Source organism: Vreelandella glaciei, assembly GCF_013415125.1.
In the GTDB taxonomy this organism is placed as follows: domain Bacteria; phylum Pseudomonadota; class Gammaproteobacteria; order Pseudomonadales; family Halomonadaceae; genus Vreelandella; species Vreelandella glaciei.
Genome location: NZ_JACCDE010000049.1, coordinates 1 through 25,180 on the forward strand (window position 1 = coordinate 1; position 25,180 = coordinate 25,180).

Here is a 25,180-nt window from a genome sequence, read left to right on the forward strand (position 1 = left end):
TAAGCTAAACGATAGACCAAGAAAGCGGCTGGGATACCGAACCCCAGCCCAGGTGTTCTTAGGTGAATACTCAGGAGCGCTAGAAACCGCAGGTGCTGCACTTATTAGTTGAATTCAGGACAACAGGGCGGCACCGTTTAAGTGTCGCCCTGTGAAGTTTTTACTGCTTAATAGCAATGATCGCTATGTCCCCTTGTGCACGCTGCATTTCTCAAGCGCATCGGCCAACTGGAGCAGTAACTGGTCGTACAGCGTTGGCCCAAGGGGCAATTCAACGCCCAAGGGGTCGATAACACCCATCACGGCCGGTGTATCACCAAAGACGTTTTCTACCATCGTAGCGTTGAATTGAGGCTCACTGAATACGCAATGGATATCATTCTCCCGCACATGCTGCTGCAGGGCTTCAATGCGCGCCGGGCTGGGATCAGAGGCATCGCCCAGCGAAATAGCGCCTGCTGAAGGGACGTCAAAACGCTGCTCAAAATACTGGTAGGCATCGTGGAAGACCACAAAGCGCGGTGCTGATTGCTCAGCAAACCGGCTTTCCAGCGACATTTGCAACGCCAGCACATCGGCTTTGGCCTGGGTAGCGTTACTCTGATAGATCTCGGCGTTTTCAGGATCCATCGCGCTTAAACGACCGGCAATGGCATCTAGCCAGAGGCGAGCATTTTGTGGGTCTAACCAACCGTGTGGGTCTTCCCCATCATGATGGTGGTCGTGGTCGTGGTCGTGGTCGTGGTCGTGGTCGTGGTCGTGGTCGTGGTCGTGATGATCATCATGAACGCCCATGAGATCAATCGATCGATCGCGATAATTCAGCACCTGCGTTTCGTCTAACGCCATCAGTTGCATATGCTCGGCATCTGACGCTAATGACGTCAGTGGGCTGGCAAGCCACGGTGTTAAGTCATTGCTGACCCAAACCACTAACTCAGCAGCATCCAGCGTTTTTGCTTCCGAAGGGCGCAGCGAGTACCCATGGGGAGAGGCACCCTGCTGCATAAACAGCGTAGGCTCCCCCAACTCCCCCATCACTTTACTGACCAGCGAATGTACCGGCGGGATGTCTACTGCGACTTTCGGCACATCGGCCATGGCGGCCAATGGAAGTCCCAGCAGTACCGGCAACGTCATACGGGCAAGTGGTTTTTTCATTACATGCGCTCCTTTTAAGTTGTTTCTTTTTGCTGACTCGTTAACCTCTTGGCACTCGCACAATTTATGTTATAACATAACAATAAATCAACTCGGAGCCTGTTATGTTTTCGCGTCTATCAACAAAAGGCATACCTGAGTATTGCACCTCGTTGACAGGCAACGCTTTGCTGAGAACCGACCAGTTGACAGTTCAATTTGGCCAGCAGCCGGTCCTGGAAAACATCAATCTGTCGCTAAAACCTGGTCGGATTGTCACCCTCATTGGCCCCAATGGCTCCGGTAAATCCACACTGGTCAAGGCGCTGATAGGCGCGATCAAACCTACCGCTGGTCACATTGTCCGCTCGCGTGATCTGAAGATCGGTTATGTGCCCCAACGCCTGCATCTGGATCCTACCTTACCGATGACGGTGCATCGCTTTATCAACCTCCCCAAACGGCATGCCAGCCGTGACATTGCCGAAGCATTAGAACAGGCGGGCGCCGAACATCTGTTGAATGCGGCCATGAATCATCTTTCCGGTGGCCAGCTGCAAAGAGTGCTCTTGGCTCGCGCGCTACTATCGCGTCCCTCTTTGTTGTTGCTGGATGAAGCTACACAGGGGCTGGATCACCGGGGCGTTGCCGAGTTCTACCAGCGCATTGAACAGATCCGCCAACGCTCCCAATGTGCGGTGCTGATGGTCAGCCACGACTTGCATGTGGTCATGCGCACGGCAGACCACGTGATCTGCCTGAACAGGCATGTCTGTTGTGAAGGCCAACCCGAGAAAGTCGCTGCATCGCCTCAGTACCATGCACTTTTCGGTGACCAGGCGGCTAGCACACTGGCTTTCTATCGTCACCAACATGCGAACCCGCAAGATAAGGAGATACTGCGTCATGCTGGATGACTTCTTGTGGCGCGCTGCATTGGCAGGGCTCGGTGTCGGTATAGCTGCAGCGCCGCTGGGATGCTTCGTTGTTTGGCGGCGAATGGCCTATTTCGGTGATGCCACAGCGCATGCGGCTATTCTGGGTGTGGCCTTGGCCCTGCTATGGAATCTCTCCATTTTCGCCGGTGTGATGGGGGTTGCTCTGCTGATGGCATTTTGTGTGTCAACGTTAAGCGGCAGAGGCTATGCCATGGACACCTTGCTAGGGGTGGTAGCGCATTCCGCCCTGGCCATTGGGCTGGTGGCCGTTTCTTTTGTTTCCGGTGTGCGTATTGATCTGCATGCTTACCTGTTTGGCGACATTTTGGCCGTGGGCAAAATCGACCTTGCGGTTATCTGGACGGGGGCCGTTCTGGTCATCAGTTTGATGTTATGGCGTTGGCAGGCGCTTTTAACTGCAACACTCAACGAAGAACTCGCCTATGCCAGCCACATCAACCCCCGTCGTGAACAGCTGGTGTTGACGGTGGCGCTCGCCATTGTGGTGGCCGTGGCCCTCAAGGTGGTCGGCGCACTCTTGATTGCTGCGCTATTGATTATCCCTGCCGCCACGGCGCGGCCTTTCAGCCGCACGCCGGAACAGATGGCGCTTATTGCCGCCATGATTGCGATGGCAGCCACTACTGGCGGGCTACGCGCCGCTTACATGTTTGACACACCGACAGGCCCGACCATTGTCTCTCTGGCCGCAGTGCTGTTTGTTCTTGCCATGCTCGTGACCCAAAGTTGGCGATTTTTATGCCAGCACCTCTCTATACGCGGCAAACCCGCCTCTACTCGTAGGGATCAATAACGCGGTGGATGACCGAGCTGCATCGGTTTACCGCGTGACTACTTATATCCCGTTTTTCCATCGCTTATGGAGCCATTTATGTCTTCGCTACCCGCTACTCACCTAATGCTGCCAGAGCATGCAGCCATCGATAACGACATCAGCGTGTTACCGCGTATCTTTGAAGACGCCATTAATATCGCGATCTTTCAGCGGCCTCTTCCCGCCGATATCGCCTTTAGCGCGCAGGCACAATGCCAAACAGACCGCGCCTGGCAATATAGCTGGCTGGGTCATCCCGATGAAACGTTCATTGCCGACTTACGGCGACGGCTTCCTGCGCCGGAAGCTGCTGACCCACTAATCGACGATATGGCGACCATCGCTGAAGCGATCGCTTTTTTGTTTGATACCCAGACCGTCGGCATACGCGTGCGCCTGCTCAACAGTGCCATGTGCCCGCGGTTTCATTGCGACAACCTCCCCGCGCGCATGGTGACCACCTATTTCGGTCCGGGCAGCGAATGGCTGCCGGAGCACGCCATCAACCGTGACGGTTTGGGCGCGCCACATCCCACCCGACCCGACATAGCAACCGATGCCAGCGCTATTCAACGCCTTTCACCGGGTGACATAGCGTTACTTAAAGGAAGCGGCTGGGAAGGCTGCGAAGAGCGCGGCTTAGTGCATAGAAGCCCTTCCCTGGGTAACGATCAAAAAAGACTTTTGATGTCCATTGATCCCGCTTAGACATTGCTATAGCGACTCGCTTATTTCCATCGTGGAGACGACATGACATCGATAATTCGCCTCTATAACACGCTAACACGCACTAAAGGGCCGCTTCGCACCGAGCGTCCCGACCGGGTGACCCTGTATGTCTGTGGCCCCACGGTTTATAACTTCGCGCACATTGGTAACGCCCGACCCGCGGTTATTTTTGACTTACTGGCGCGTTTATTGCGGCATGACTACCCCGAGGTCGTTTACGCACGCAATTTTACCGACGTAGACGACAAAATTAATGCCGCCGCGGCAGAGGCCGGAGTACCGATTGGCACCATTACCGAACGCTATATCGACGCTTACCATGAGGATATGCAGGCGCTGGGGGTGTTGTCGCCGGATTTAGAGCCTCGAGTGACTGCCCACATTAACGACATTATCGAGCTGATCGCGACACTGATTACCCGTGGCCACGCTTATGAGGCCCAGGGACACGTGCTTTTTGATGTGGCGTCTTACCCTGAGTATGGAGCGCTTTCCGGACGCCGCACCGAGGATATGCTGGCGGGGGCGCGCGTAGAGGTTGCCCCCTACAAGCGCAATCCCCTCGATTTCGTGCTCTGGAAGCCTTCCACGTCAGCCATGCCCGGCTGGCAAAGCCCCTGGGGCCGCGGACGCCCCGGCTGGCACGTGGAGTGCACGGCGATGATCGGCCAACACCTGGGTCATACCATCGATATTCACGGTGGCGGCCAGGATTTGATCTTTCCTCACCACGAAAATGAGATTGCCCAAGGCACCTGCGCCCACGGCGCGCTCTACTGCCATACCTGGGTACACAACAGTTTTATTACTGTCGACGGACAGAAAATGTCTAAATCGCTCGGCAATGTACTGCTGGTGCGCGACCTACTCAGCCAAGCGCCCGGTGAAGCGATCCGTTTTGCGCTGCTGGCGACCCACTATCGCCACCCGCTGGATTGGAACTCTCGTCGCTTGGCTGAGGCGAGGCAAACGCTGGTGCGCTGGTACCGCCGCCTAGCCTCGGCCGCTGGGGATGAGCAGGTTGAGTGGAAGAACGTAGCGCCGGATGCCGAGGTGCTGGAAGCGCTGCGCGACGATCTTAATGTTCCCCGGGTGATTAGCCGTTTGCACGAGCTGGCAAGCGCTATTGGTAATGCCACTACCGAAGACAATGTGCGCACTGCAGCCTACCGACTGCGCGCCTCTGCCGCGTTAATCGGCTTACTACAGCAACCGGCAGTAAGCGCCTTAAATGCCCTGCGGGAATTACCGGATCAAGCCTCGCCAGACCGACTGCCCGTCAGTCAGATTGATGCGCTAGTAGCAGAACGCCATCACGCCCGCCAGCAGCGCGATTTCGCCCAGGCCGATGCCCTGCGAAATGCCCTTGAAGCGGCTGGCGTAGTGGTCCACGACACGCCGCATGGCAGCGAGTGGCAGTTCGCCGCCGAGGTGACGGTATGAGCAGGGAGGCGCGTAATGCAACACTATGATGTGGTTGTCGTTGGGGCTGGCCCGGCGGGGATAGGCTTGGCCACTATGTTGGCAAAACTGCCCGATCTGGATTACACCCTTCTGGAGGGCGGGCTTATCGGGGAGTCGCTGCGCCGCTGGCCTGCGCAAACGCGCTTTATCACCCCCTCTTTCTACAGCAACCCCTTCGGCCTAGCCGATCTCAACGCCGTGGATGCATTGAGCTCACCCGCTCTGCACTGCGGCGTAGAGCACCCCAGCGGCGCCCAGTATGCAGACTATTTAAGCTTTGTTGCCCAACAACACAATTTGCCCATCCGCGAAAATTGCCATGTGCAGGAAGTAGCGTCCGCGGCGGACGGCGGCTTTATTCTGAGTACCGAGCAGGGCGAACTGACGACGCGCTTTCTGGTCTGGGCTACCGGTGAGTATCAGTTTCCCGAGCTGTCGCCATTCCCAGGGGCGAGTTGGTGCCAACATTATGCCGAAGTGGAAAACTGGGCAGACTTTACCGCTCCTCGCTATTCAGTGATCGGTGGGTACGAGAGCGGCGTCGATGCGGCGATCAATCTGGTTCAACTTGGGCGGTCGATACGCCTGTTAGCGCGCAAATCCTCCTGGGACCCCAGCAGTCCCCACGACCCCAGCCTTTCCCTTTCGCCTTATACCCGTGGCCGCTTGGACGAGGCGGTCAACACCGGGCGGCTGGAGATTGTCTTCGGTGCGGATATTGTCGAAGTCATCGCTAATGCGGACACCGGGTTTAGCATACATGCCGCCGACGGCCGTCAATGGGCGTGTGAGCAGCCACCTATACTCGGTACGGGTTTTATCAGCGGCGGCGGGGCAAGCCAGATCGAATCGCTGTGGGAGCGGGATCACCAAGGGCAGATACGGCTCAACGAGGTAGATGAATCCACCCTGACGCCCGGGCTATTTTTAGTCGGCCCGCAGGTACGCCACGACCCGCAAATCTACTGCTTTATTTACAAGTTTCGCCAGCGCTTCAGCATGCTTGCCACCTACTTGGCCGAACGTTTGGAGATCGATGCCTGGGTGCTAGAAGCCGATAACCAAGTATGGGGAGCCTTCGGCAATCAGGAATGCTGTGAGGAGTGCCAATGCTAACACTCTCATCTCGCCCACGATTGCCCGGTGTAACGCTAACTTCCAGCCTGCTTTTGGCGGCGATCGTTGGTGGGGCGTTACTTGGCCATTTCGCCCCCGCTCGTGGGCAGTGGCTGGGCGACAACGTCGATGCCACGCTGCTGACAATGATTGGCTTACTCTTTTTCAGTGTGCGTTTTGAGATGCTTGCCCAGCAGGCGAGTAACCTGCGCTTTTTGGCCATCGCCCTGGTAGCCAACTTTGTGTTCGTGCCCCTGATTGGCTATGGCGTCGCCGCATTGTTCATGGCGGCCCATCCGCTATTGATGGTGGGGTTGGTGATCTACTTTATGGCGCCGTGTACCGATTGGTTTCTCGGCTTTACCCGCCTGGCAGGGGGCAATATTGCGCTGGGCATGGCACTGGTTCCCCTCAACATGCTGATCCAGCTGCTGCTTTATCCACTCTATTTGCAGTGGTTTACCCAGCAGACGGGAAGCATTGAGGTGCAGCTGATCGGTACAACGCTACTCTACTGGTTTGTGCTCCCAGCGATTGCCGCGTTAACGCTGCATCACATCCTGCGCCGCGTACTTGGCGCGCAACGCTTTGCGCAGTGCCTGACCTGGGCAGACCGCGCCACTCCCTGGGTTATCGCCCTGCTGGTGATGCAAATATTCGCGGGTAATATCGCCGTGATGCTCGCTCACCACCGTGTGTTTGCTTTACTACTGCTGTCGGTGTTTGTGTTTTTCGTGCTGACCTTTTTGCTAAGCGAGATTATCTGCCGCTTCTGCCGTCTGGATTACCCGGAGCACGCGTTACTCACCATGACGATCGCTGCCCGCAATGCCCCCTTGATGCTAGCGGTCACGATGACCGCGTTACCTGGACAACCGCTGATCTATGCCGCCCTGGTGATTGGTATGTTAGTGGAGTTCCCCCATCTAACACTCCTTCGGCGCGTACTGCTGGCGCTCAGCGCCCGCCGCTACCCGAGCCAGCGGCAGACATAGCTGTACATAGCTTTTGTGCTTTAACGAAGCGCTCTTCACGCGCCCTATCACTTCTGTCACCTAGCGCTTGCTAACCTCTGATAAATTATGAGTTTACCCAATGACCACGAACACACTCGAACAGGCCGTCACCATCACACTACCAGATGGCGCCCAACGCCACTTTGACCACCCCATCAGTGTCGCAGAGGTGGCGTATGCCATTGGCCCCGGGCTTGGCAAACAGGCTATCGCTGGCAAGCTCAACGACCGACTGGTCGACGCCTGCGAGATGATCCACAGCGATGCCCAGCTACAGATCATTACCCCACGCGATGAGGCAGGGCTTGAGATCATTCGCCACTCCTGTGCGCACCTGGTCGGTCACGCCGTCAAACAGCTCTACCCCAGCGCCATGATGGTAATTGGGCCCGTCATTGAAGACGGCTTCTACTACGATATCGCCTTTGAGCGGCCCTTTACGCCCAGCGATCTCGCCGCCATTGAAGCGCGCATGCAGGCGCTGATCGATCAAGAGTATGACGTTGTAAAGCGCATCACCCCACGGAATGAAGCGGCTGAGCTGTTTACAACCCGCGGTGAAGCTTACAAGCAGCGCTTAATCGAAGAGATGCCCGAGGAGGTAAAAGCGGTAGGACTCTATGTCCATCAAGAATACGTGGATATGTGCCGTGGCCCTCATGTTCCCAACACGCGTTTCCTTAACGCCTTCAAACTGACCAAGTTAGCTGGCGCCTACTGGCGGGGCGATGCCAAAAACGAACAGCTACAACGCATTTACGGCACCGCCTGGGCGGATAAAAAGCAGCTAAAAGCGTACTTACAGCGCCTTGAAGAGGCCGAAAAGCGCGACCATCGGCGCCTGGGGCGTGGCTTGGAACTGTTTCACTTTCAGGAAGATGCGCCTGGCGCAGTTTTCTGGCACCCCCGCGGCTGGGCGATTTTCCAGTCACTGATTGATTACATGCGCCGCCGTCAGCAGGCCGCAGGCTATGTGGAGGTAAATTCCCCCGATGTGATGGACCGCAGCCTATGGGAAATTTCCGGCCACTGGCACAACTATCGCGAGCATATGTTCACCACCGAGACCGAAGATGGCCGCTCGCTGGCGCTCAAACCGATGAACTGCCCCGGTAGCGTGCTGCTCTACCGCCACGGCTTAAAGAGCTATCGTGATCTACCCATCCGTATGGGTGAATTTGGCAAGGTGCACCGCTACGAGCCCTCCGGCGCGCTCCATGGGTTGCTCCGGGTGCGCCACTTTACTCAAGACGATGCGCATATCTACTGCACCCCCGGCCAGATGGACGCCGAGTGCCGCGACGTGGTGGCCCTGGTGCTGGACATCTACCGTCAGTTCGGCTTTGAGGAGGTGAGTATCAAGCTCTCCACCCGCCCGGAAAACCGCATGGGCGACGACGCCACCTGGGATGTTCTGGAAGGCGCGTTGGAGCAGGCGCTAACGGGCATGGGGCTTGAGTACCGACTCAATCCGGGAGAAGGCGCTTTCTACGGACCTAAGCTGGAGTTTGTGCTGCGCGACGCCATTGGCCGCGACTGGCAGTGCGGAACGCTGCAGGTGGATATGAACCTGCCCGAGCGCTTCGGCCTTGAATACGTGGATGAGGACGGCCAGCGCAAACCTCCGGTGATGCTGCATCGGGCGCTGTTTGGCTCGCTGGAGCGCTTTATCGGTATTTTGATCGAGCACTACGCGGGCAAGCTTCCGGCCTGGCTCTCGCCGGTTCAGGCAGTAGTGCTGTCGATTACCGACGAGCACGCCGCTTATGCTCGGGACGTCGCCCAGCTACTCAATGGTGTGGGGGTACGTACCGAAGTAGACACACGCAATGAGAAGATCGGCTACAAAATTCGCGAACAAACCCTCCAGCGAATTCCCTTTTTGCTTGTGGCGGGGGCGAAAGAGCGCGATGCAGGCACCATTGCGATACGTACTCGTGAAGGCGAAGACCTGGGCGTAGTACCTCTCAAGCAGGCGATAGCGCAACTGCTAGAGCAAGTTCAAGCCCCCGATGATCATCAACGCCAAACCGATCTTCAGCGTCTGCTTGAGCGAATGAGCGCAGCCTGATGTGACGAACTTACGCCCTGGGCGATCGGTGCCCACCGGCGCATTTATACTACGTTATAACGTTAAAATTAGGCGGAATCGCTGTATGAGTGACCCGAGTAACAACGCTGACAAACAGCGTGAAGTAACGATGAAAGAGTGGGAAGCCAAGCTACTGGCCATGCCGGCTAGTGACTATATGAACGACGAGCAGCTGGCGTTTTTCCGTCAGCGGCTGCTGGCCGAACGCGAAGAACTTGAAGCACATTTAAAGGAGATGAAAACCGCGATTGCCTCCCACGAGCGCGACAGCGACGAGGCGGACCAAGCCTCGTTTGAAGAGGAGTTGCGCCTGGCATTGCGTCAAGCCAATCGGGAAAGCCGCTTGGTCAACAATATCGATGCGGCATTAAAGCGAATCGAGAATGGCGATTACGGCTACTGCGAAGAGACTGGCGAGCCTATCGGTATTCCACGCCTAATGTTCAGGCCTACTGCACGATTATGTATTGAGGCCAAAGAGCGTCAGGAGCGCAAAGAACACCATTACCGTAAAGCGAGGTGGGAGTAGGACATTATGCAAGAGCCATCGCTACTACCGATCAATGTATTGACAGGTTTTTTGGGCAGTGGAAAAACTACCCTTCTCAACCGTTGGGTTCACCAAACCTCCATGCGCAATACGTTGGTGGTGATCAATGAGTTCGGCGATATCGGCTTGGATCACCAGTTGCTTACCCACAGCGATGAACAAGCGGTCATCGAAATGAGTAGCGGCTGTTTATGCTGCACGCTGCGTGGTGATCTGAGTCGGACGCTGCAAGAAGCGCTCGAGGATATCGCGGCTCAAGACAAGCCCCTGCCCTCTCGTGTGGTTATCGAAACCACCGGGTTAGCTGAACCTACGTCGCTACTGCAGCTGTTAATGACGGATCACTGGCTGGCACACCGCTTTAAGCTCGATAGCGTCGTGTGCTGCGTCGATGCGGCCAATGGCGCGGCGACCCTGGAAGCTCACCGGGAGTCGCAGCATCAGGTCGCGGTGGCCGACAAGCTGTTAATCACCAAAACCGACTTGGCTAGTGAGGAGACGGTTTCCCGACTGGCGAATCAATTGGCCAAGTTAAACCCGGCAGCGGAGCAGTGGCAGGTCATCGACGGCGAACTCTCGGCGGATTTACTGGTGGGCTCAGGGCTTTACCGAACCGATACGCAAGGCTATCAAGTAGAGCAGTGGCTAAAAGCAAGCAGCTACGCACGGCATCAGGCTGAGACACCATCCTCCGCATTTTCAGCACCACTGAAAAATTCAACGATGAGTCCTCACCGATCGAGCGACCATTCCCACCACAGCAGCAATATTAAAGCGTTCTGCTTTAGCGTTAATGAGCCTATCAAACCGGAGGCACTGGAGAATTGGCTGGATATTTTGATGTCGTTGATGGGCGACAAAATGCTGCGTATTAAAGCCGTGGTGCACCTTACCGATCGAGAGACGCCGATGGCGCTACATGGCGTGCAGCATATTTTTCATCCCCCGGCGCCACTGCCAGCGAACAGCGTTCACGACCGTGTTTCACGATTTGTCTTCATCACCCAAAACGTGGCACCGGAAACGATCGCGGAGCTTTACACCTTTTTTAACTCATCCAAAGAGGTAGAGGAATGACCGTTTTCACCTTGCCCGATGTCGCAAGCCAAACTACTCGTTCGCCAGGGGCGTTAACGTGGGTGGGCATGGAAGGTATCGCGCTACCTATTCGGTTCGGTAACCGCAGCGTGACTGTCAAGATCAATGCTGGGGTAAGTCTTGAGAACCCTGACGCTCGCGGGATCCATATGTCGCGTCTTTATTTGGCATTGGAAATGCTAGAAGAGAAAGCACTGACGCTCCCTGCGGTAAAAAACGTGTTAAACACATTTTTAGCAAGCCACGAGGAACTCTCTCAGCATGCCTATCTAACCTTTAAAGGCGAATTGCCACTTAAACGTGAAGCGCTGATAAGCCCATTGGCCGGGTGGAAAAGCTACCCCTTTACGCTGCACTGCCAAGTAACGCCAGCTGGCTTTCAGGCCGACATTGACCTTGAGATAGGTTACTCATCCACCTGCCCCTGCTCGGCGGCGCTGGCACGACAGTTAATTCAACAAGCTTTTGATGAAGACTTTGCGGAAATCCCGTTAACCAAAGCAGCGGTATCATCGTGGCTAGGCAGTGAAGAGGGAATATTGGCGACACCCCATAGTCAGCGAAGCTTTGTTTACTGCACGCTGCGTCTTGCAGAGGAAGATGACAACACGCTGCAGATAGATGAGTTGGTAGCGCGTTCGATTGATCGTATTGAAAAGACACTCGGTACCGCGCTACAAACTGCCGTTAAGCGTATCGATGAACAGGCCTTTGCCCTCGCTAATGGGCAGAATCTGATGTTCTGTGAAGACGCGGCAAGACGGCTTGATAAAACACTGCGGCAGGCGCCAGGAGTGACAGCATTTAAGCTCAAGGTGGTGCATGCGGAAAGCCTGCATGCGCATGATGCCGTGGCGCGTAGCGAGTGGAATTGGTAACAAAATAACAGCGATACCAAGGATCGTAGAAACCCTTGAGGATCCGCTTAAGCAGTGTTCCGATACCTTTCATAAAATCTGCTTCATGCCAGAACGGCCAAACATAAACAGGTATTAGCTTGCCCTATTTTATAATTGGTTAAACATGTCAGCAGGCTTATCCGACCAATAATGCCTATGAAATATTTTCTAAGCGCATGATTTAGCTGAATTTAATTTTAATGACCAGAGAGAAAAATAAACCGCCCAACCACTATCTGATAAACCAAAGGGCTCGACCTCAAGCGAACAAGCAGGCATGGTAAGTATTATTATTCACCATCAGCGAACCAACAGGAGGGTACGCCAATGCCGCACAATCTGACTCACAACCTGACTCAAAACCTGACTCAAAACCTATGCAAGATGGGGCTATTATCGCTCTTGGCGTTGTCTCCCAACGCCTTCAGCCAACAACAACCGGGGGCGGCTTCCGGTAATGATGTTACCACTGAGTCGTTCCAGGACTGGGAAGTCCGCTGCCAGCGTAATGCCGAGGGCCCGACCCCTTGTGCAATGTCACAATTGGTCACGCAACCTGACAGCAACCAGCCCTTGATGCAGGTAATTCTCGACTATCCGCCCCAGATCGATGACCCGGTGATGAGCTTTTTCGTGCCGCTGGGGGTACACCTGGCCCCAGGCTTGCAATTGGTCGTGGATAACGGTGAGCCAATCCAGTTCCCCTATCAGGTCTGTCAGGAGCAAGGCTGCCGTGCTGACGCCCCCATTGAACCAGCGATGCTGCAGCAACTCCGCAGCGGCAACACGGCAACCCTCAGCATGATCAGTCCACGCGGTGAACGCATGGATGTCGATATTTCTCTGATCGGCTTTACTGACGCCAGTACCCGCATCGCTCGCTAATCTTAGGGGCCTTGCCCACAAAGCCGGCCCATGAGGGCCGGCAAGTCTACCTGCCGCTGATAACAGGCTTGCGTTGACACCTGCTGCCGCGGTTTCAATGTAAAACTGCTCTCTACCACCTACCCTTCCGGCACGATGGTCTTAGTATCGAACGACACGTTAGCTGGAAAGCGCTCTTAGCTAGAAATGAATAACGCTTGGAAATAGCAGAACCGGCAGAGGTTTGGTAGGGAAAACGCCTGCACTGGCTATAGCGTCGCTATCGGCCATGAGCGGACTGCTTATCCGCGAATTAACCCCTTTTAGACACATTGACACGGTGGGCCTTCTATCTACTGCCTAGGCAGGTCGGTTTCAAAGCTGAGATCCCTAAGTACATCAAGTGACGTACCGAAAATGTAAAGTGAGCTTTACTTATAGTCTAGCATTAATTAATGTAAAGCCTACTTTACATTGGAGGCTGCATAGATGAGATATCTTTACGAGATGGGCGCTGCTTTAGGGTGTTACATGGTCGTGCTGGTGGCGTCATTGTTCGCTCTGAATCAATTCCAGGATGCCGATTTTGTATCCCGCGCGATCATTACCCTTTCCCCAATTATCCCTGCAGCATTTATGTGTTGGGCGGTAGTACGGAAATTGCGACGACTGGATGAAATGCAACTGCGGATTCAGTTCGAAGCACTGGGATTTGCATTCGCAGCCTCAGCACTGTTGACTTTTAGCTATGGCTTCATGGAAAACATCGGTGCGCCTCATCTTCCATGGCTATGGGTATGGCCCGTCATGGGACTAATGTGGATCGTTGGGTTAATGATCGCTAAGCATCGATATCAATGAAAAACAAACTTAAAGCGCTGCGCGCCCAGCACCATTGGTCGCAGCAGGATTTAGCCACAATCCTGGGCGTCTCCCGTCAGACTATTAACGCGATTGAAAATGGCAGATATGACCCAAGTTTACCGCTGGCATTCCAGATTTCTCGCGCCTTTAGTTTGCCCATTGAGAAAATTTTTGATGATGAGAACCACGCGACATGAGCCGAAGCAGTCTGTTACTTCACCGCGAGGATGGTAGCTCACAATGTCGCTTCTTTGCTCGCGAAAGCATTGCGTAGACATGCCTCCTTTCTCAATCAATACGAGTAGGCTCGAGGCCAGAGGTGTCATACCCCCCCCAATTAAGCGCCTAATCGGAACAAGGAACGGGGATTAGTATCAAGAATATGCTGTCGATCGTCAGCGTCATTAATCCAGTCATTGAGCCATCTGAAGGTATCGCCGTAAGTATGCTTATCCTCATGACGTGTCCACGGCCAATCGCTGCCCCACACCAATCGGTCTCGCCCAAGATGGTGCAATAACGCTTGAACATGCGGTTTTAGGTCTGCCACCGGTGAGCGATAGGGAGCCGAGAGCTTTACCCAGGTTCGCTCTGCCTGTCCTGATTCAAGCAGAAGACGGCAGCCCCGGTCTTGCATGGGTTCGGCCTCGACGGGTAACCCAATATGATCAATGACTAACTTAACACCATGCTCGTGTAACGCTGGGAAAATTTCAGGCAGCCGATTTCCTTCCAGATGCAACTCAAGATGCCAGTCCATGGTTTTAAGATTATCCAGGAAGTCTATCCATTGCGGATCACTGAGGTTAGGCAATGCACTTCGCCCCTCAATAAGATTCCACCGAACGCCCACAATCCCAGTAGCATCAAGAGCGGCTATTTCTTCAATCGTCGTTTCTTTGGGGAGCTGAACCACCCCACGATAAGCATGATCAAGCTTAGCGAGGATCTCAAGAAGTTGCCGATTATCGTTTCCTAGAAAGCTTGGTTGCACCAGGACTCCACCACTTAATTGACAGCTTTCGAGATTTTCTTGCCAATCCACGAGAGGAGCAGGACGGGAGGGAGTGTAGTTAGACTCCTGGACGTTCTTAAAGGACCCGTAAACATGAGCATGGCAATCAAAACCTAATTTCACCGTTAGTACCTCTTGACCTAAACCTGGGCATTTTACATACACTAACTTGTTATACATAAGTCTAGTTCTCTAGAGAACTGGTTGACTAGAAGTATACACGGGTCTTCAATGACCTCAAGAAATCAAAATGACCACTGGATGCCCCCTATGCGAGCCAAGTTCTCTGCTAATACGGACGGAAGATTACCCCTGTACGCCAAGCTCCGCGATCAATTAGGCTCAAGGATCGCCAATGGTGAGTGGAAACCAGGCGACATGATCCCCTCGGAGAACCGTTTAGCCGAAGAGTATGGCGTTGCTTTAGCCACCATGCGGATGGCCCTGAAGCAGCTGGTTGATGAGGGGCTGCTGGATCGGCGGCGAGGTACCGGCACTTTCGTTAAGCAACCCGCTTTCCGAGCTGATCTGTTTCGCTTCTTCCATGTACATGACGTGGATGATCCTGATATCCCCGTCATTCCTGAAAGCCGAATTCTTAGCTGCCAGGAAGTCCCGCTGCCTGCTGAGGTGCAGAAAGCCTTTGGTGAGGACTCAGTCAGCCATTGCATAAAACTCGAACGCGTTCGCCTGTGGTCAGGCGAACCGCTACTGTTTGAAGAACTTTACCTACGTCTACCCGATTTCGAAGGACTCTTATCGCTCAATCCAAAAGCGATGGGGCCTTTGTTATATCCCGTATTTCTGGAGAAAGTCGGGATTTTAATCTCGTCGGCCACCGATGAGCTTTCATTCGGCATTGCTACCGAGACCAGCGCTCAGCAATTGGAGCTAGCTCCCAAGGCACCGGTCGCCGTCATCCAACGCATTGCCCGCAATCCCGCCGGAAGAGTCATTGAGTTTCGCCGGGTACACGGACGACCCGAGCGATTCCGCTACCGTGTCACGCTCGGTGATCACCCCGCATAAGGGCGCATTTGATGCCCGTCTTTACACCCTGCATTACCAAAAAAGGTAACTAACAATGAAAAAATTACAGCTTACGTCTCTTGTTGCACTATCCGCAGTTACTGCTATGCCTGTCATGGCTGACGACTACCCGGATCGTCCTATCGAAATAGTCGTACCGGCACCCGCTGGCGGCGGCACTGATAACGTTGCGCGCATGCTTAACCAGTACCTTCAGGAAGAGTTAGGAGAGTCATTAGCGGTGTTGAATGTCGCTGGAGGAGGTGGTGCTATCGGGGTAAACCAAATTGCCCGGGCTAGGCCCGATGGTTACACACTGCTCTCTACCTGGAATAGCCCGATCACTACCGTGCCCCACATGCAGCGTGTTCAGTACTCTTACGAGACATTGACCCCGATCACCAGCACTTCTCAGAGTGCTTACACCATGTGTGTAGCCCCCGACTTTCCCGCTGAAACAGGTGAGGAATTCCTAGCCGAGCTACAAAACAACCCTGGTCAGTACACCTATGGTAATGACGGTGTTGGGGGAACCATGCGTTTAGCGGCAGAGCGTATTTTCGACGCCACTGGCATTGAAGCGCGCCCCATTCCGTTCGGTGGTGCCGGTGAAACACTCCAAAACTTCCTTGGCGGCCACGTGGACATCTACGGTGGCTCCATCACACCGGTGCTCCCCTACGTAGAAGACGGCAAGGCAAAATGTCTGCTCGTGACCTCCGCCGACGACAATGAAGCCCTCCCTCAGGCATCAGGACTTGCCGCGCTCGGCCATCCCGAGCTGGAAACCGTACTGTGGCGCATGATGCTGGCACCCGAGGGTATGGATGAACAACGCGTTAATGTCATCGCCGATGCTGTTGCAAGAGCAGTAGAGCACCCCGAGTTCCAAACGTTCCTAGCTGCTCAAGGTGAAACACTCAACCTCGTTCGTGGTGAAGCGCTTCGTGCGCGCCTGCAACAGGAAACCGAAGCAATTGGCGAGACACTCGACAAGCTTGGGCTTAAGAAAAACTAACCCATGCTGACTGGACGATAATTTACTCATGAACTTCAGAGATATTATCTCTGGCATCGCCTTCCTCATCCTCGGCTGCACAGTGGTCGGGGTGGGGAATGGCTTTGATGCTGGAGCAGCTTATGTGCCTATGGGCGTTGGCATTCTGATGTGCCTTTTCTCACTTTCTCTCATCTTTAAAGGCGTTACGCAGAGATTAGGGGCAAGTGAGTCGAGTAGCATCGCTGTCGCGTTAATCGATCACCCAGGACGATTTATGGCGACAGTCGCCTGTTGCCTGATCTACTACTTGGCCATGCCAACGGTGGGTTTCTACTCCACTAGCACGCTGTTCATCATACTACTGTCGCTGGTGCTCGGTGAAAGACGCCCCATCGTCGTTCTAGGTATTACGGTGGGCTTTATCATCCTGTTATACGGGTTGTTTGCAATGGTGCTGAAACGCCCCTTGCCCGTCGAATTTTTCCTGGTTTCCTAAATAGGGTGACACGCTATGTTTGATTCCCTGTTCAATGCACTGCCCGTGGCCCTACAGTTTGGTTCCTTGGTTAGCCTCTTCGTCGGGACCTTGGTGGGCATTTTGATTGGCGCCCTACCCGGCCTCAACCCGGTGATGGCCATCGCTCTGATGCTACCCCTGACCTATGGCTTTGATCCTGTGATCGCCCTAGGACTGGTGGCAGGTATCTATAATGGCTCGATGTACGGGGGCGCTATTCCCGCCATCTTACTTAAAATTCCTGGCACGCCAGCGGCTATCGCGACGACATTCGATGGTTATCCGATGACGCGCAATGGTCAAGGCGGACTAGCCCTCAAGACGGCGTGTTGGTCTTCAGCCGTGGGGGGAATTATCAGTGCCATAGCGCTGATGACGCTGGCCCCTCTGTTGGCGCAGGTCACGCTCGCTTTTGGGCCCACTGAGTATTTCTGGGTGGCCGTTTTCGGTCTTGTAAGCATCGCCGTGTTAGTGGGCAGTGATATCAGCAAGGGCATGCTCGGCGCCCTACTGGGCGTTATCATCGGCCTAGTAGGCGTTGACACCATCAGTGGAGCGGAGCGCTATACGTTCGATTCACTTTATCTAAGCGGGGGCTTTGACCTGATTATCGTGCTCATCGGCCTCTACGCGATTCCGCCAGTGCTTGAAATGGCTGAGAAAAGCAACGCAACCTACTACGACGCAGGAAGCTTTAAAGTCGATGCTAGCGGGAATGCACTAACGCTGATACGTCAGCACTGGCGCACCTGGGCGCGCTCATCGCTGATAGGCGTCAGTGTAGGCATTTTGCCAGGTGCTGGTGGTAATCTGGCGGCTTTACTGAGTTATAACGAAGCGAAGCGCAAGTCCTCAAATCCCGATTCTTTCGGCACTGGCAACCCGGTGGGTGTTGCTGCAGCCGAATCAGGCAACAGTGCCGACAATGCTTCGTCGATGATTCCATCGCTAACGCTAGGGATTCCTGGCAACCTGGTCGCTGCCTTAGTGCTTGGTGCGCTGATGATTCATGGCCTTCAGCCCGGCCCGCAACTGTTTACGAAGTCGCCTGATGTGGTCTTTGGCTTTATGTGGCAGATGCTAATAACGGCGATACTACTGCTTTTCCTGGGCGGTATGGTGGCCACCCGCCTGTTCGCGCAGGTGTTGCGTATGCCGACTGCGTTATTGGTTCCAACAACCTTGGTGCTAATGGCAGTGGGGGTTTATACCGTCAAAGGAAACATGACGGACCTGTATGTCATGTTAGGTTTTGGGTTGCTCGGCTATTTACTCCACCGGCTCGCCTTCCCACTCGCCCCCGTAGTGTTGGGGGTGCTGTTAGGACCAATGGCGGAACAAAATTTACGCTTGGCAATGTTGCTCTCTCAAGACGACGTGGGTGCCCTATTTACGCGTCCTATCTCGCAGGGGATCATCGCACTACTGTTGTTGGTCTTATTTTCACAGGTTTGGAAAATGCTACGGAAAGTTCGTCAGGAGTAACAGCGCTACGAAAGAATTCCACAGTTTTATTGTTGAATTCGTAGACGGCGGTCAGACAATATTCATGACTGACTGCCGCTATCGGCCAGAAGCCGCCATTGAGACTTTCCTGATGTAACGCCAACATTCAGCAGCGGCCTTTACGTAGCGAAGCGGAGAAAAGGCCATCCAGTGGAGGGCCGAAGGCCCAGAACGAACTAGAACTAATGGTTAGATTGAAACAATATCCGCACGGCCTGAGCTGCCTGATGGGGAATCAAAACCGTAAGAGGTGGAGCCTAATGAGGTTTCGCGAGCAGGTGCTGAAAGTCGCCGCCACGCTCACCATGCATGCATTGCGGGTGACCTTGCACCTGGGAGCCGCCGCCGACAATTGGTGGCCAACCCTGATGCGAGGAGGGCCAAGATTGGCCGCATTGTCCTAACCGCCACCACGACCGCCTTTCTTAAGGCATCGTCCAGTGGTCGAGGGGGCCGTGAGCAAGCGCCCCGCCCTCTTTACTTGATATTATAAGCGACAAGTATTTAGAGAATAAATGAGCATATGTGGCGGTGCTGCCATGTCGTTGGCAGAAGAATAAGAGCCGGAAGCGTGCGATCAGCCACTTTAACAAGACCGTGATGAATCACACGGGTTACCAGTTGACGGTTATGACCACGCTGATCATTGGGGTGAAGAAAACAGGTCTGTCCCCATTTTTGTCCCCCATTTTCGATACCGGAAGCGAAATGCAGCCGTTGGTCTAATGTTAGAAGAATGGGTATGTGATTTTCGACCCACGGACATGACTGATGACTGACTACTTTGTTCAGGCGTTTATCTACCTGGTGGCGGCGGTAATAGCGGTGCCACTGGCCAGACAGTTCGGGCTGGGGTCGGTACTCGGTTACTTGGTGGCCGGTGTGGTCATAGGACCGGTGACAGGACTGGTGGGCCAGGAGGCCCTCACTCTTCAGCATTTTGCTGAGTTCGGCGTGGTAATGATGCTGTTCCTGGTGGGGATGGAGCTTGACCCCAAATCCCTTTGGGCCATGCGGGTTCGGCTGCTCGGTCTTGGCGGCCTGCAGGTCACACTGACTGCAGCCGCAGCCACCTGTTTTGCCTGGTTCCTGGGGATGGCCTGGCAAACAGCCGTGGCGGTAGGGTTTCTCTTCTCCCTTTCCTCAACAGCGATTGTCTTGCAGACACTTACCGAAAGGGGCCTAGTCAAAACCGAAGGTGGGCAGAGTGCCTTCTCAGTGCTGCTTTTCCAGGACATTGCGGTGATTCCCATGCTGGCCGTCATCCCTCTGCTGGCCGTGTCCGGAATGTCCGGTAGTGGCAGCGAGGGCGGGCATAGCAGCCTCAGCCTGGTTGAGAACCTGCCGGGCTGGGCGCATGGGCTGGCCGTTGTCGGTGCGATCGTGATCGTGATTATCTGTGGCCATTACCTGAGTCGGCCGCTGTTCCGCTACGTGGTGCGATCCGGCATGCGGGAAGTATTCACCGCCGCGTCCCTGATGCTGATTATCGGCATCGCGGCGCTCATGAGCCTGGTGAACCTCTCGCCTGCGCTCGGCGCATTCCTGGCCGGTGTGGTCCTCGCCAACAGCGAATTCCGGCACGAGCTGGAAGCCAATATCGAACCTTTCAAGGGGCTGCTGCTAGGGCTTTTCTTCATAACAGTAGGCGCGGGAATCAATTTCGGCGTTCTGGCGGCTTCCTGGGATACGATCTTTCTTCTCGCCCTGGCGGTTATCATTGGCAAGACGCTGATTCTGTTTGGCCTGGCTTTCGCATTCGGCATCCGCGGCAGTGAAGGCTGGTTGTTCAGCCTCGGGCTGGCCCAGGCCGGTGAGTTCGGGTTTGTGCTGCTGACCTACAGTACCCAGAACCAAGTTATCCCTGCAGACACCGCTCAGGTGCTGTCACTGGTGGTGGCCCTGTCCATGTTCCTGACACCGCTGTTGTTCATTGTCTATGACCGGGTGGTGCTGCCGCGCTATCAGAAGGCTTCCAATGAAGAAGCAGAGCCGGATGAGATAGAAGAGCAGGCCCCGGTGATCGTGGCAGGGGTCGGCCGCTTCGGGCAGATCGTCTGCCGGTTGCTTCGCGCCAACAACATTCCCAGCGTTGCCCTGGACCACGCCCTGGAGCAGGTCGAAAACCTGCACCGGATCCAGCTGAAAAGTTACTTTGGCGACGCCACCCGCATCCAGCTACTGGAAACCGCCGGCATTGCCGAGGCACGCCTGCTCGTCGTCGCCATTGATGACAGGGACCGGGCCGTACGTTTGGTGCGTCACGTCAAACAGCTTTACCCGGGGGTCTGGGTGCTGGCCCGCTCCTTCGACCGCGGCCATGGTTACGAGTTGCGTGAGGCCGGCGCCGACGATGTGGTGAGCGAAACCTATTACTCCGCCCTGGAACTCGGCGGCGATGCCCTCACCGCCATGGGCGTCCACCCAGAACGCGCCCGCCGGATGACTCAATCCTTTGTCGCCAGCGAAAAAGCCAACGAAGACCAATTGTTCAGCGCCTGGCGCAACATCGAGGAAGGCATCCACTTCAGCCCGCGCTACGGGGAGCTGTTCATGAAACTGGACGAGTCACTGGGGCACGCCATGCGGGAAGACGCACGGCGAATCGAGGACGAAGCACCGGCGTGGACCCCGCCGAGGAACAACGGCTGATCACTAAAACAGAATTGTCAGCGCTTATTCGCTTCCTGGTTGCGGCGTTGCTGCCGGTAGCCGTAAGTAGCGTTTCTGACGGTTTCTTCATCTTCCAGTCCGGCCCCCAGGGCGCCAGCGATAGTGGCAACCGAAGTCGCGAGCCAGGCAAGAGTGGTATAATCGAGAAGACTGGCCCCGTGATCAAGTTGCGCTTCCAGCATGTTGGCCGGAATGAAAACGAGGACCGTGAAACAGAAAAGGCCCAGCAGGATCAAATAATAGAATACGACCCCGGCACTCAGCGTCAGGACAGTGACCGTGTTATAGAGCCGAACCAGACGTGGTGATCGGGCGTTTTTTATCGGTTCCCAAAGCGTGTGGGCAATAATGATCCAGGCGATCATCGCCACCATGGCCACTCCCATCAGCAGAACAAGGCGTGGCCGGCCATAATTGGCGCTGAGCTGCCAAAGGGTGGGAAACACCAGACCATAGGCGCCGGTCGCGAACGCGACGGCGATGACGCGCTTGAAAGCAGGAAAGATGGTCGAGGGGCGGTTGGCGCGCACCATGCCTGCCAGGATGCGAAGGTTCCCGTTGATCCACGAATCGGCAATGAAGCGCACGTCAAAGGACTCTCCCTCGCCCGATAGCGTTAGCCGACGTATCGGAAACAGCTTCTCGTAGAGGTGCCTGCCCAATAGTTGCCGCGCACCTTTGCCACGCAGACTCTCGTGGACTTTATCGGATTGCTGGGTACGCTGCTCCTGACGAGTACGGTCCTCTTCGGAACTGCCATGGTGCAATTCGTTGACCAGTTGCAGGATCGCTTCGTTCAGGCGACGACGTATTGCGGTAATGCCGAAGGCAGGCAATGAAATCATCGCAACGCCATGCACCGTGCTGGTTTCAGCGATTACGAAGCGCCCGTCCTTAAAGATCGGCAAATCGGTAATACAGATCGCGTAGTCCCACTGCTGGTCCCGCTTATACTCGAGAATACTCCCAATAATATCGTTGGAAGCCTCTGCAGCACCGATCAACGGATCGACGATCAGTTGCACCTCCCAGTTCAACCGGTCATCGACGTAATTGGCCAAAAGCTCGGGTAACCGGTTGATTACCTGTTTGGCCATCTCAGCGGGCATCTCCGGGGCGGGTATCAGGCCCACCACTTTTCGGCACGCGTTGACCGCCCGGCTCCCTTCCTGTGCGGGTTCCCTGGTGGAGATCTCGTTCCGGGCCGTGGACATAAGCGCTCCATGACGACGTGGCTGCTGCATTGGGTAGTGGAACCCTGAAAAAAACCACCCTGACATACCCAAGCTTAGTTGAAGATCGGAATACCGCGACTCGCGCTACAGTCATCTCGGGGCCGGCATTAGGGAACCACTGATCAATTCGGTTTCGAGCGACTGAGGAACTCAGAGTGACTCAATCACCGCGTCGGCGATCAATTTCCGACCACCTCATGTGGTCTGTTTTCCCTGACAGCCGGGTTATCTGGCTGTCAGGCCAGATTCAGGGCGTAATGGCCCCGTCAATTTGGCCCTCGCATCGTGTCGTCAGCACCAGGTTGGCCAGCCCGAACAGGCTGAAGAGTTGCGCCTGGTTCTTGGCCAACCCCTTGTAGCGCACCTTGCGGTAGCCGAAGAGGTTCTTGATGACATGAAACGGATGCACGACCTTGGCGCGGATGCTGGCCTTGGCCTTCTCGATCGCCAGCAGCAGTGCTTTCATGGGGGTGTCTTCCATCTTCTTAATGGGGCTGCGTTTGGCGGCAACACAGCATCGGGAATCCGCGGCATCCTTCTCTTCGTCGAGATACTTCCACATACCGGTGTAACCCGCGTCGCCGTATACCCGTTTGTCATCTTCTCGGACCAGGGCACCGGCCATGGTGACATCGGCGACGTTGGCCGAGGTGGCGGCGACACTGTGAGTCGGTCCGGTGACCGCATCGACCCCGATATGGGCCTTCAGGCCGAAATACCACTGGCTGCCCTTCTTGGTCTGCTTCATCTCCAGATCACGCTGCTTGACCTTGTTCTTGTTCTTGGTAGAGGGCGCGGCGGCCACGATGGTGCCTTCGCGCATGAACAGGCCTTGCTCAGCCAAGTGGGCGTTGATTTCCTCGAAGATCCGCTGGGTCAGGGCATGTTTCTCCAGTAGGTGGCGGAAACGCAACAGCGTGGTCGCATCCGGCACGCTCTCGACAGACAGGTCAATGCCCACGAAGTCGCGCATTGCCTGGCTGTCGTAGATCGCATCTTCGAGTGCCTCGTCAGCGAGCGCATACCATTGTTGCAGGAAGTAGATCCGCAGCATGCGCTCCAGGCCGATGGGCGGGCGGCCGCGCTTACCGGCCGCGTTCGGGAAGTAGGCGGGCGACAGCGCGCCGATGAGCCGTTGCCAAGGCACCAGGGTTTCCATCTGAGCCAGGAACCGCTCGCGGCGGGTGACCTTTTTCTTGTTCTGGTACTCGGCTTGGGCGAACGAGATCTGCTTCATCGGGTGGCTCGGTCAGGTGGTGACAGGGTAGCCAGATTTTACCCCGCCGCCGGCTGCCAGGCAGCTGCGGCGGGATTTATGCAGTATTTCCCTAGTGCTCCTGGTGTGAGTACGCAAAGTGCTCCAAAAGTGTAATGGTTGCTCGTCCATGACGGTGGAAACTTTACTTCATATAGAAGTTCACACGTTCTCAATGTCGATCGGTACCTAAAGTGTCCTTCCGGACAAACAAGAAATTCGTTAAATGTCAGCTTCCCGAGTGGAACCTCAAGAGTCGGGAGCTTGAAGCCCTGCTTCGGGCTCTCATAAGTGATGGCAAGGGCCACTGAGCGAGCAGCCCCATCCAAATAGAATTCGATCTGCGCTAGGGCGTCCCCAAAATTATATTGCCATATCTCCTCGCACTGCCGGTGCGGCGGACCTAGTGATGCCAGCACGAACTCTTTGGAAACCCCAGGGCTTATGTGCTCGAAAAAATTCCGCGGAGCCCTCTTACCCTTGATTCTATGGGGAACGAGTCAGACGTAAAGATACTTGACCCCCGCTAAGAAAGCGGACCCACCCAATCGAGTTGCTAGTGTTTCAAATATCACAAGCTCCAATATCCTTTGGTCGGACGATAATCTGAGGCCGATCGGCTCCAGCGACCGGTGCTGCAGCCGTTCCATCAGCATTGCCTGAAGCTTCCCCATTCGGCCAGGTACGGACGTTTAGGTAAACCTGATATAACTCCAGTTAGCATGCGCGGCTACGAAATAGAGACGAAGCCGCAAGTAGTAGATGTCGCCATGAATGGAATTGTTATGTTTTGAATCTAGGTGGAAGGTCCCAAAGCTGCACCTCAATATAGAGCTCAAAATCTGTTTCCCAGTAACGCTCATAAGGAACAACATGATCATTTTCAGGAATTCCGAATCGCGTAACGAGCTCACTCATCTCGCTAAGAAGAAACACTTTATTGTAGTAAGGCTTATCGTCTCGGGATAACGCAATAAAGCTATCCGGGTAGGTCAAGGAAGTTGTTTCAGGGTCAAGCTCCGATAGAGGTATTTTTAGCTCATTTTGGTTAGCGTTTAGATCACGAAACCAAGGGGATTCTCCAAGCACCAGATAAAAAGGGTGACAGCGGCGCGGTTTACCCCCTCGCGCAACGAAGAGTTCACGCAGCCTAGCTTCGACCTTGCTTCGGACTTCAATATAGTTCCTGCCGTAACGCCGTCGATAGCCGGTATCACGCTGATGGGTAAGCGCGCCATAAACCCCATCTACCCATATTAACGTTGGCTGATCACACTGGTGGTCTCTTTAGCATTGGAGATCATCATGAGTCGCGACCTCAGTTCCACTCAAGCATTTTGGTTAG

At 55.0% G+C, this 25,180-nt stretch carries 23 protein-coding genes and 2 pseudogenes; 21 read left to right on the plus strand and 4 right to left on the minus strand.

Translation table 11 applies throughout. From position 1 onward, the window contains the following. Positions 1–112, plus strand: a pseudogene (locus tag HZS80_RS23715) (IS30 family transposase); the annotation flags it as partial. Between the two features lie 71 nt (positions 113–183). Here HZS80_RS23715 and HZS80_RS21880 read toward each other — a convergent pair. After that, positions 184–1,161: a zinc ABC transporter substrate-binding protein gene (locus HZS80_RS21880; protein ID WP_179917311.1), complete on the minus strand. Its 978-nt coding sequence runs from the start codon at positions 1,159–1,161 to the stop codon at positions 184–186. 104 nt (positions 1,162–1,265) lie between these two features. On the opposite strand from HZS80_RS21880, the gene HZS80_RS21885 reads away from it, so the two are divergent. The 13 genes from HZS80_RS21885 (at position 1,266) to HZS80_RS21945 (ending at position 13,802) form a co-directional block, all read left to right on the plus strand. Continuing rightward, on the plus strand, positions 1,266–2,057 hold the full coding sequence (locus HZS80_RS21885; protein WP_179917312.1) for an ATP-binding cassette domain-containing protein: 792 nt from the start codon (positions 1,266–1,268) through the stop codon (positions 2,055–2,057). After that, complete coding sequence (locus HZS80_RS21890) at positions 2,047–2,892, plus strand: metal ABC transporter permease (protein ID WP_179917313.1); 846 nt, start codon at positions 2,047–2,049, stop codon at positions 2,890–2,892. Before HZS80_RS21885 ends, HZS80_RS21890 begins: the two co-directional genes overlap by 11 nt. Before the next feature lie 78 nt (positions 2,893–2,970). Then, on the plus strand, positions 2,971–3,621 hold the full coding sequence (locus tag HZS80_RS21895) for a DUF1826 domain-containing protein (protein WP_246362441.1): 651 nt from the start codon (positions 2,971–2,973) through the stop codon (positions 3,619–3,621). A gap of 42 nt (positions 3,622–3,663) precedes the next feature. Then, positions 3,664–5,085 carry a cysteine--tRNA ligase gene (gene cysS / locus HZS80_RS21900; protein ID WP_179917315.1) on the plus strand — a complete coding sequence of 474 codons (1,422 nt, stop codon included), beginning with the start codon at positions 3,664–3,666 and terminating at the stop codon, positions 5,083–5,085. A 15-nt stretch (positions 5,086–5,100) separates the two neighbouring features. Continuing rightward, positions 5,101–6,222: an NAD(P)/FAD-dependent oxidoreductase gene (locus HZS80_RS21905; RefSeq protein WP_179917316.1), complete on the plus strand. Its 1,122-nt coding sequence runs from the start codon at positions 5,101–5,103 to the stop codon at positions 6,220–6,222. Further along, a complete protein-coding gene (locus HZS80_RS21910) occupies positions 6,216–7,217 on the plus strand; it encodes an arsenic resistance protein (RefSeq protein WP_179917317.1) in 1,002 nt (333 codons plus the stop codon). The genes HZS80_RS21905 and HZS80_RS21910 overlap by 7 nt, the downstream gene beginning before the upstream one ends. A 100-nt stretch (positions 7,218–7,317) precedes the next feature. Then, positions 7,318–9,309: a threonine--tRNA ligase gene (gene thrS, locus HZS80_RS21915; protein WP_179917318.1), complete on the plus strand. Its 1,992-nt coding sequence runs from the start codon at positions 7,318–7,320 to the stop codon at positions 9,307–9,309. A gap of 85 nt (positions 9,310–9,394) precedes the next feature. Continuing rightward, a complete protein-coding gene (gene dksA / locus HZS80_RS21920; protein ID WP_218927809.1) occupies positions 9,395–9,859 on the plus strand; it encodes an RNA polymerase-binding protein DksA in 465 nt (154 codons plus the stop codon). A 6-nt stretch (positions 9,860–9,865) separates the two neighbouring features. Beyond that, entirely contained in the window at positions 9,866–10,957 is a 1,092-nt protein-coding gene (locus HZS80_RS21925; RefSeq protein ID WP_179917319.1) for a CobW family GTP-binding protein, read from the plus strand. Further along, complete coding sequence (folE2, locus tag HZS80_RS21930) at positions 10,954–11,856, plus strand: GTP cyclohydrolase FolE2 (RefSeq protein ID WP_179917320.1); 903 nt, start codon at positions 10,954–10,956, stop codon at positions 11,854–11,856. Before HZS80_RS21925 ends, folE2 begins: the two co-directional genes overlap by 4 nt. A gap of 348 nt (positions 11,857–12,204) precedes the next feature. After that, the gene (locus HZS80_RS21935; protein WP_246362445.1) at positions 12,205–12,762 is read left to right on the plus strand and encodes an invasion associated locus B family protein; all 558 of its coding nucleotides are present in this window, start codon (positions 12,205–12,207) and stop codon (positions 12,760–12,762) included. A gap of 468 nt (positions 12,763–13,230) precedes the next feature. Then, a complete protein-coding gene (locus HZS80_RS21940; RefSeq protein ID WP_179917321.1) occupies positions 13,231–13,602 on the plus strand; it encodes a hypothetical protein in 372 nt (123 codons plus the stop codon). Continuing rightward, on the plus strand, positions 13,599–13,802 hold the full coding sequence (locus HZS80_RS21945; protein ID WP_179917322.1) for a helix-turn-helix transcriptional regulator: 204 nt from the start codon (positions 13,599–13,601) through the stop codon (positions 13,800–13,802). Before HZS80_RS21940 ends, HZS80_RS21945 begins: the two co-directional genes overlap by 4 nt. A gap of 140 nt (positions 13,803–13,942) precedes the next feature. On the opposite strand, the gene HZS80_RS21950 is transcribed toward HZS80_RS21945, so the two are convergent. Next, a complete protein-coding gene (locus tag HZS80_RS21950; RefSeq protein WP_179917323.1) occupies positions 13,943–14,800 on the minus strand; it encodes an amidohydrolase family protein in 858 nt (285 codons plus the stop codon). An 81-nt stretch (positions 14,801–14,881) separates the two neighbouring features. On the opposite strand from HZS80_RS21950, the gene HZS80_RS21955 reads away from it, so the two are divergent. The 7 genes and pseudogenes from HZS80_RS21955 (at position 14,882) to HZS80_RS21985 (ending at position 21,324) form a co-directional block, all read left to right on the plus strand. After that, complete coding sequence (locus tag HZS80_RS21955) at positions 14,882–15,649, plus strand: GntR family transcriptional regulator (protein WP_246362448.1); 768 nt, start codon at positions 14,882–14,884, stop codon at positions 15,647–15,649. Between the two features lie 55 nt (positions 15,650–15,704). Beyond that, complete coding sequence (locus HZS80_RS21960; protein WP_179917324.1) at positions 15,705–16,667, plus strand: Bug family tripartite tricarboxylate transporter substrate binding protein; 963 nt, start codon at positions 15,705–15,707, stop codon at positions 16,665–16,667. Between the two features lie 28 nt (positions 16,668–16,695). Beyond that, positions 16,696–17,145 (plus strand): tripartite tricarboxylate transporter TctB family protein, encoded by a 450-nt coding sequence (locus HZS80_RS21965; protein WP_246362451.1) that lies wholly within the window; start codon positions 16,696–16,698, stop codon positions 17,143–17,145. A 15-nt stretch (positions 17,146–17,160) separates the two neighbouring features. Further along, entirely contained in the window at positions 17,161–18,651 is a 1,491-nt protein-coding gene (locus HZS80_RS21970) for a tripartite tricarboxylate transporter permease (protein WP_179917325.1), read from the plus strand. Between the two features lie 185 nt (positions 18,652–18,836). After that, positions 18,837–19,076, plus strand: a pseudogene (locus HZS80_RS23720) (IS1380 family transposase); the annotation flags it as partial. Between the two features lie 121 nt (positions 19,077–19,197). Further along, entirely contained in the window at positions 19,198–19,398 is a 201-nt protein-coding gene (locus HZS80_RS21980; protein WP_176304980.1) for a hypothetical protein, read from the plus strand. 45 nt (positions 19,399–19,443) lie between these two features. Then, complete coding sequence (locus HZS80_RS21985) at positions 19,444–21,324, plus strand: monovalent cation:proton antiporter-2 (CPA2) family protein (protein ID WP_179917326.1); 1,881 nt, start codon at positions 19,444–19,446, stop codon at positions 21,322–21,324. A 17-nt stretch (positions 21,325–21,341) separates the two neighbouring features. Here HZS80_RS21985 and HZS80_RS21990 read toward each other — a convergent pair whose 3' ends face one another. Together HZS80_RS21990 and HZS80_RS21995 are read right to left on the minus strand one after the other, a co-directional pair. Beyond that, the gene (locus HZS80_RS21990; protein WP_179917327.1) at positions 21,342–22,559 is read right to left on the minus strand and encodes a hypothetical protein; all 1,218 of its coding nucleotides are present in this window, start codon (positions 22,557–22,559) and stop codon (positions 21,342–21,344) included. Positions 22,560–22,827: 268 nt separating this feature from the next. Then, positions 22,828–23,817, minus strand: a complete 990-nt coding sequence (locus HZS80_RS21995) for an IS5 family transposase (RefSeq protein WP_179917328.1) — start codon at positions 23,815–23,817, stop codon at positions 22,828–22,830. Positions 23,818–25,180: the final 1,363 nt, after the last annotated feature.

Coding starts and splice junctions, on each gene's coding strand:
- HZS80_RS21905 (WP_179917316.1), top strand. CDS start 5,101: ATGCAACACTATGATGTGGTTGTCGTTGGGGCTGGCCCGGCGGGGATA.
- dksA (WP_218927809.1), top strand. CDS start 9,395: ATGAGTGACCCGAGTAACAACGCTGACAAACAGCGTGAAGTAACGATG.
- HZS80_RS21990 (WP_179917327.1), bottom strand. CDS start 22,559: ATGTCCACGGCCCGGAACGAGATCTCCACCAGGGAACCCGCACAGGAA.
- HZS80_RS21910 (WP_179917317.1), top strand. CDS start 6,216: ATGCTAACACTCTCATCTCGCCCACGATTGCCCGGTGTAACGCTAACT.
- HZS80_RS21885 (WP_179917312.1), top strand. CDS start 1,266: ATGTTTTCGCGTCTATCAACAAAAGGCATACCTGAGTATTGCACCTCG.
- HZS80_RS21880 (WP_179917311.1), bottom strand. CDS start 1,161: ATGAAAAAACCACTTGCCCGTATGACGTTGCCGGTACTGCTGGGACTT.
- HZS80_RS21935 (WP_246362445.1), top strand. CDS start 12,205: ATGCCGCACAATCTGACTCACAACCTGACTCAAAACCTGACTCAAAAC.
- cysS (WP_179917315.1), top strand. CDS start 3,664: ATGACATCGATAATTCGCCTCTATAACACGCTAACACGCACTAAAGGG.
- HZS80_RS21950 (WP_179917323.1), bottom strand. CDS start 14,800: ATGTATAACAAGTTAGTGTATGTAAAATGCCCAGGTTTAGGTCAAGAG.
- HZS80_RS21955 (WP_246362448.1), top strand. CDS start 14,882: ATGCCCCCTATGCGAGCCAAGTTCTCTGCTAATACGGACGGAAGATTA.
- folE2 (WP_179917320.1), top strand. CDS start 10,954: ATGACCGTTTTCACCTTGCCCGATGTCGCAAGCCAAACTACTCGTTCG.
- HZS80_RS21925 (WP_179917319.1), top strand. CDS start 9,866: ATGCAAGAGCCATCGCTACTACCGATCAATGTATTGACAGGTTTTTTG.
- HZS80_RS21995 (WP_179917328.1), bottom strand. CDS start 23,817: ATGAAGCAGATCTCGTTCGCCCAAGCCGAGTACCAGAACAAGAAAAAG.
- HZS80_RS21890 (WP_179917313.1), top strand. CDS start 2,047: ATGCTGGATGACTTCTTGTGGCGCGCTGCATTGGCAGGGCTCGGTGTC.
- HZS80_RS21985 (WP_179917326.1), top strand. CDS start 19,444: ATGACTGACTACTTTGTTCAGGCGTTTATCTACCTGGTGGCGGCGGTA.
- HZS80_RS21970 (WP_179917325.1), top strand. CDS start 17,161: ATGTTTGATTCCCTGTTCAATGCACTGCCCGTGGCCCTACAGTTTGGT.
- HZS80_RS21945 (WP_179917322.1), top strand. CDS start 13,599: ATGAAAAACAAACTTAAAGCGCTGCGCGCCCAGCACCATTGGTCGCAG.
- HZS80_RS21895 (WP_246362441.1), top strand. CDS start 2,971: ATGTCTTCGCTACCCGCTACTCACCTAATGCTGCCAGAGCATGCAGCC.
- HZS80_RS21960 (WP_179917324.1), top strand. CDS start 15,705: ATGAAAAAATTACAGCTTACGTCTCTTGTTGCACTATCCGCAGTTACT.
- HZS80_RS21940 (WP_179917321.1), top strand. CDS start 13,231: ATGAGATATCTTTACGAGATGGGCGCTGCTTTAGGGTGTTACATGGTC.
- HZS80_RS21965 (WP_246362451.1), top strand. CDS start 16,696: ATGAACTTCAGAGATATTATCTCTGGCATCGCCTTCCTCATCCTCGGC.
- thrS (WP_179917318.1), top strand. CDS start 7,318: ATGACCACGAACACACTCGAACAGGCCGTCACCATCACACTACCAGAT.